This is a genomic window from Saccharomonospora iraqiensis subsp. paurometabolica YIM 90007 (assembly GCF_000231035.2).
GTDB classification, from domain to species: Bacteria; Actinomycetota; Actinomycetes; order Mycobacteriales; family Pseudonocardiaceae; genus Saccharomonospora; species Saccharomonospora paurometabolica.
The window spans coordinates 145347-151599 of sequence record NZ_KI912232.1 but is presented as its reverse complement, the minus strand read 5'-3'; the positions used below and the strand labels follow the sequence as shown (position 1 = coordinate 151599).

The following is a 6253-nucleotide window of genomic DNA, read 5'->3' as shown; positions in this document are numbered from 1 at the left end:
GTCCAGCCGGGACAGCTCCAGCACCACCGACACGCCGGTGACCTCCGCGCCCTCCGAGCGCAGGAGTTCGGTGGTCGCGGCGACCGTGCCGCCGGTGGCCAGCACGTCGTCGACCACCGCGACCCGCTCCCCGGCGCGCACCGACCCGGCGGGCAGCTCCAGGGTCGCCTTGCCGTACTCCAGTGCGTAGTCGACACGGCCCGCCACCTGCGGGAGCTTGCCGGGCTTGCGGACCAGCGCCACGCCGAGCCCGCGTGCGTAGCCCAGCGCCGCGGCGAGGACGAACCCCCGGGCCTCCACGGCCGCGAGCCGGTCGACGTCCCCGACCGCGTCCCCCAGAGCGTCGATCACCAGCGCGAACGCCTCGGGATCCCCGAACAGCGGGGTGAGGTCCCGGAACAGCACCCCCGGTTCGGGGAAGTCCGGGATCTCGGCGATCAGGTCCAGTGCCTCGTCGAGTTTCCTCGCGTTCACCGTTTCCGCTTTCCTGTCGGCCGGGCCGATCCGCGTCGGCCGGACGTACGTTCACCCCGTCGGGCCTTCGGGTGCCGGTCGGGCACACTGGCCGCCGCGGAGAGCGCCTTCTCCCGGCGCAGCTCCGCGGACAACGACTCGTCGTCACCGGGGTCGAAATCGGCCCCGTCGGCGGCCCCCGGGGCCGACCCGTTGAGCTTACGGGCCTGGTGCTCGCGCCGTGCCCGCACCTTCTCGGCGTGCTTGATGTAGGTCGGGTTCCGCATCTTGCCCTCGACCAGGATCGGCGTGGCCAGCAGGATCGAGGAGAACGTCCCGGCGATCAGCCCGGTCATCAGGACCAGGCCGAGGTCCTGCAGCGTCCCGGAACCGAGCAGGATGTAGCCGATCACGAGCAGCCCCACCACCGGCAGCAGCGTGATCAACGAGGTGTTGATCGAGCGCATCAGGGTCTGGTTCAGCGCGAGGTTGGCCGCCTCGGCGTAGGTGCGCCGCGTCAGGTTGAGCAGGCCGCGGGTGTTCTCCTTCACCTTGTCGAACACCACGACCGTGTCGTACAGCGAGTAGCCGAGGATCGTCAGCAGCCCGATCGCCGTCGCCGGGCTCACCTCGAACCCGACGAGCGAGTACACGCCCGCGGTGACGACGACGTCGTGCAGCAGCGCGACCAGCGCGGCCACGGCCATCCACTTCTCGAAGTAGATGACGAGGAAGATCGTCACCAGCACCAGGAACACGGCCAGCGCGATCAGCGCCTGTTGGGAGATCTCCCCGCCCCAGGACGCACTCACCGCACTGTCACTGATCACCTGCTCGGTCGGCTGCCCGTTCGCCCCGAGTGGCTGCAGTTGCTCGAACAGCACCTGCTTGACCTCGGCCACCTCGGCCGGGTCGAGCGACTCGGAGCGGATCTGGATCGAGGCGGCGTCCCCGACGCCGACCTGTTGCGTCTCCGAGGGGTTGCTGCCCAGCGCGTCCGCGAAGGCGTCCGACGCCTCGTCGGTGGTGATCGGGCCGTCCGCCCCGACGGCGGGCATCTGGATCTGGGTGCCGCCCTCGAACTCGATGCCGAAGTTGAAGCCCTTCAGCCCGATCGAGGCGGCACAGACCAGCAGCAGCGCCCCGAAGGCCAGGAACCAGCGCCTGCGGTGACCGACGATGTCGAACGCCCCGGTACCGGTGTAGAGCCGCTGCAGCACCGACCCCTCGGTCCGCGACTCGCCCACGGCGTTGGTCCCGGCTCCGGCCGTGTCGCCCCCGGCTCCGGCCGCGTCCACGTTCCGCTCTCCCTGCTGCTCCACGTCAGGCCTCCTTCACGGCCGTGCCGAGACGGTTCGCGGTACGCCTGTCCGAACCGATCCGCTGCACCGCTCCCAGCCCGGACAGCCGCGGACTCGACAGCTTCTTCGACTTCGCCACCAGCGCCACCAGCGGATGCGTGATGAGGAAGACGACGATCAGGTCGAGCACCGTGGACAGTCCCAGGGTGAACGCGAAGCCCTTCACCTCACCGACGGCGAGCACGTAGAGCACGACAGCGGCGAGGAACATGACCGCGTCCGAGGCGAGGATCGTGCGCCGCGCCTTGACCCAGCCGCGCGGCACCGCCGAGCGGAAGGTTCTGCCCTCCCGCATCTCGTCCTTGAGACGTTCGAAGTACACCACGAACGAGTCGGCGGTGACCCCGATCGCGACGATGAAGCCGACGACGCCCGCGATGTCCAGGGTGTACCCGATCCACCGGCCGAGCAGCACCAGCACCGCGTAAATGATCATCGCCGAGAGCGCCAGCGACAACACCGTCAGCACGCCGAGGATGCGGTAGTAGAACAGGCAGTAGACGAACACCAGCGCGAGGCCCACCGCCCCGGCGATCAGTCCCGCCTCCAGGGTGGCCAGGCCGAGCGTGGCCGACACGGTGGTGGCGTCGGACGAGTCGAACGACAACGGCAGCGACCCGTACTTGAGCACGTCCGCGAGGTTCTGCGCCTCGGCCTGGCCGAAGTCGCCGTAGATCTGGGTGTCGCCGCCCGCGATCGCCTGGTTGATGCTGGGCGCGGACACGACCTCGGTGTCCAGCACGAACGCGGCCCGCTCGCCGACGTTGGCGGAGGTGAAGTCGGCCCAGGTGCGGCCACCCCGGTCGTTGAACGAGAGGTTCACGACCCAGCCGTTGCCCTGCTGGCTGTCGTAGACCGCCGACGCGGTCTCGATCTGGGTCCCCGGCAGGAACACCGGGCCGAGCACGTACTTCTGGGCGCCGTCGTCGCCGCAGGCCACCAGCGGCCGGTCGGGGTCGTCGTTGCCCGTCAGCGGGTCGATCTGCCCCGGCGCGCAGCTGAGCTGGTTCATCGCCCGCTGCTGGGCCATCTGCGCGGCCTGCACCTCCCGCTGGTCGCTCGGGTCCGCGGGGACCAGATCGGGATTCTGCCGCACCTGCTTGGCCTGCTGGATGCGCTGCGCGACCTCGTCGGTGTCGCCGCCGTTCCCGTCATCCTGCTGCCGTGCCGCCGGCGCCGAGCCGCCACCGGCGGAGGCGGGCGCCGACTCCCCGGAGTCCGGTGTGCCGGCGGACCCCTCCCCTGCGGGAGGCTCCGTGGCGGGAGGCTCCGTGGCGGGGTCGCCCGGACCACCCTGCTCGCCGGTGCCCTCGCCGGGCTGCTGCTGGCCCTGCTGCTGCCCCGGGGCCGCCCCGGCGGGCTGGACGGCGATCACCTTGCGGATGCCGAGCTTCGCGGTCTGGCCGAGCGTCTTGGCCTGCTCGCCCTCCTGACCGGGCACGGTGATGACGACGTTGCTGCCGTCGAGCACCACCTCGGCGCCGCTGACCCCGATCCCGTTGACGCGGTTCTGGATGATCTCCCGCGCCTGCTGGAGCTGGTCCCGCGACGGGTCCGAGCCGTCCGGGGTCCGCGCCGTGAGGGTGACCCGGGTGCCGCCCTTCAGGTCGATCCCGAGCTTCGGTGTCGGATCGCCGCCCCCGGTGAAGAACACCAGGGAATACAGCGCTGCGGCGATCGCGATGAAGAACGCGAAGTATCGTCCCGGGCGGAACTGCCCGGCCGGAGGTGCCACGGTCGGTCGCTCTCCTCGAACTGGCTCGGCGGCTTACGGGTCGGCGCGCACGCCGCCGCCCGCCACAGGTGTGCGGTCGGCGAACACGTACGGCACCGAGACCCTACTCGGTGCCGTGCGCACGGACCGGACCGGGCCGGGCACCGAGGGGAACCCCGGTGTCGGCCCGCCCGTGCCCGGGCTACTTCTTGCCGTGCTCCAGCGGCGGGGCGACCTGCGCACCGGAACGCTCGCTCTCCGTGTCCCCGGCGGCCACCTCGGTGGAGTCGTCGGAGGTGGCGGAGTCCGTCACGTCCGCCTCCGCGGCGTCGTCGGTGTCCTCCTCGTCGTCGGTGACCGGGTTGATCCGCTCCCGCACGGCCTGGCGCAGCCAGGTGGTCACCACGCCCTCGGCGATCTCCAGGTCGATGGTGCTCTCGTCACTCGCGTCGACCACGGTCGCGTACAGCCCGGAGGTGGTCATCACCCGATCGCCCTCGTCCAGGCTGTTCTGCAGTTCCTGCTGCTCGGCCATGGCCTTCTTCTGCTTGCGCGAAGCCATGACGAGCGGCAACGCGACGACGAGCATCAGCAGAAGCGGCAGGATGAGGCCGTCCATGGTTCTCCATTCGACGGACGCCGCCCGGTGGCTCCGGCCGGGACGTCCCAGTTTGTCCGGATGTGCTGTCTTCGAGTGTGCCAGCCGCGGCCGCGAGGTCGAGCACCGGTGGCGCACACCTCGGTGCCCGTCCGTCGACACCGTTCCGCTCGGCCCTGCCCGGTGACCCGCTCGCCGGTCACCGTCGCCCGGGCGTCGCCGCGCGCGGAGCCAGCGAGCGCCGTGCGCGCAACCGACGTGCTCAGTCGAACAGGGTCGGCGAACCGGGGTCAACCCCTCCCGCCGGAGCGGGAGGCGGGAGTCCGAGGTGCTCCCACGCGAGGGTGGTGGCGACCCGGCCACGGGGCGTGCGGGCGAGCATACCCGCCCGCACGAGATACGGCTCACACACCTCTTCCACGGTGGTCGGTTCCTCGCCCACCGCGACCGCGAGCGTGGACACCCCGACCGGGCCACCGCCGAAGGAACCCACGAGCGCCTCCAGCACCGCCCGGTCCAGCCGGTCGAGACCGAGTTCGTCCACGTCGTAGACCTCGAGTGCGGCCCGCACGACCGGGAGCGTCCCCCGGCCGTCGGCACGGACCTCAGCGTAGTCGCGGACCCGCCGCAGCAGCCGGTTGGCGATCCGGGGGGTGCCGCGCGAGCGCCGGGCGATCTCCGCGCGGCCCTGTTCGTCCACCGGGATGCCGAGGATCTCCGCCGACCGGGCGACGACCTGCTCGAGTTCGGCGGGCGCGTAGAACTCCATCTGTCCGGTGAACCCGAACCGGTCCCGCAGGGGGCCGGTCAGCGAACCGGACCGCGTGGTGGCGCCCACCAGGGTGAACGGCGCGATCTCGAGCGGGATGCTGGTGGCCCCGGGTCCCTTGCCGACGACCACGTCGACGCGGAAATCCTCCATCGCGAGGTAGAGCATCTCCTCGGCGGGGCGCGCGATGCGGTGGATCTCGTCGATGAACAGCACCTCACCCTCGGTGAGGTTGGACAGCATCGCCGCGAGGTCGCCCGCACGCTCCAGCGCGGGCCCGGACGTGACCCGGATGGCGGTGTCGAGTTCCGCCGCCATGATCATGGCCATGCTGGTCTTGCCCAGGCCCGGCGGGCCGGACAACAGCACGTGGTCGGGCGGGACACCACGCCTGCGGGCGCTGTGCAGCACCAGCTCCAGCTGCTCCCGGACCCTCGGCTGTCCGACGAAGTCGGCGAGCCTGCGCGGGCGCAACGCGGTTTCGATCTCCCGCTCCCCCGTGTGCGCGACCGCGGACAGCGGCCCGTCCTCCCCCTCCGCACCGGGGTGCCCGTCCGGTGCGACCTCGCCCGGTCCGGACGGCGGGGCGGCCCACCCGGGGCCGGACCTCGGGTCCTCGTGCACGCCATTCCCCCGATCGCAGCTCACGCCGGACACACCTCGGACCGGCTCAGCTCTTCCTGCCCAACGACGCCAGCGCGGCCCGCAACACCCGGGACGTGTCGCCCGGCTCGTCGGCCACGACCCGCTCCACGGCCTGTTCCGCCTGCTTCGCGGGGAACCCGAGCCCGACCAGCGCCCGGACCACGTCGGTCACGACGTCGGCCCGGGCCGCGGCACCCGCCCCGGGATCCGCCACGGCCGCACCGTCGGCACCGGCGGCACCCTCGGTGGGTCCGTCGGCCCCGGCGAGCGCGGCCACCTTGTCCCGCAGTTCGATGGACAACCGCTCGGCGCCCTTGCGGCCGATGCCGGGGACCTGGGTGAGCACGGTGAGGTTGCCCTCGGCCAGCGCGGTGCGCAGCTTGTCGGGTTCGAGTACGGCGAGCGCGGCCAACGCCAGCCGGGGGCCGACGCCGGAGACGGTCTGCAGCAGTCCGAACAGCTCGCGGGACTCCTCGTCGGCGAACCCGTACAGAGTCAGCGAGTCCTCCCGCACGACCAGGGTGGTGTGCAGGTGCGCCCGCTCACCCGTCCGCAGCGTGCCGAGCGTGGACGGGACGGCCTGCACCGCCAGACCCACGCCGCCGACCTCGACCACCGCGTGGTCGAGCCCGACGGAGAGCACCTCACCGCGCAGCGAAGAGATCATGACGTGGCTCCCGTCGTCGGAGGGCCGGCCCCGGGCCGCGCCCCGC

Annotated in this window: 6 protein-coding genes; all 6 read right to left on the bottom strand. The window is 72.0% G+C overall.

What is annotated here, in order from left to right; genetic code table 11:
* Positions 1-474: adenine phosphoribosyltransferase (locus SACPADRAFT_RS0211215; protein ID WP_007026030.1), on the bottom strand; the 474-nt coding region annotated here is incomplete at its 3' end.
* Complete coding sequence (gene secF, locus SACPADRAFT_RS0211210) at positions 471-1775, bottom strand: protein translocase subunit SecF (protein WP_007026031.1); 1305 nt, start codon at positions 1773-1775, stop codon at positions 471-473. The genes SACPADRAFT_RS0211215 and secF, both read right to left, overlap by 4 nt.
* Before the next feature lies 1 nt (position 1776).
* The gene (gene secD / locus SACPADRAFT_RS0211205) at positions 1777-3549 is read right to left on the bottom strand and encodes a protein translocase subunit SecD (protein WP_007026032.1); all 1773 of its coding nucleotides are present in this window, start codon (positions 3547-3549) and stop codon (positions 1777-1779) included.
* A gap of 181 nt (positions 3550-3730) precedes the next feature.
* Positions 3731-4147: a preprotein translocase subunit YajC gene (yajC, locus tag SACPADRAFT_RS0211200; protein ID WP_007026033.1), complete on the bottom strand. Its 417-nt coding sequence runs from the start codon at positions 4145-4147 to the stop codon at positions 3731-3733.
* Positions 4148-4388: 241 nt separating this feature from the next.
* The gene (gene ruvB, locus SACPADRAFT_RS0211195; protein WP_051442443.1) at positions 4389-5414 is read right to left on the bottom strand and encodes a Holliday junction branch migration DNA helicase RuvB; all 1026 of its coding nucleotides are present in this window, start codon (positions 5412-5414) and stop codon (positions 4389-4391) included.
* A 151-nt stretch (positions 5415-5565) separates the two neighbouring features.
* Positions 5566-6207: a Holliday junction branch migration protein RuvA gene (gene ruvA / locus SACPADRAFT_RS0211190; protein WP_007026035.1), complete on the bottom strand. Its 642-nt coding sequence runs from the start codon at positions 6205-6207 to the stop codon at positions 5566-5568.
* Positions 6208-6253 lie beyond the last annotated feature (46 nt).

Excerpts from the sequence above, each read along its gene's own strand:
- yajC (WP_007026033.1), bottom strand. The coding sequence starts at position 4,147 with ATGGACGGCCTCATCCTGCCGCTTCTGCTGATGCTCGTCGTCGCGTTG.
- ruvA (WP_007026035.1), bottom strand. The coding sequence starts at position 6,207 with ATGATCTCTTCGCTGCGCGGTGAGGTGCTCTCCGTCGGGCTCGACCAC.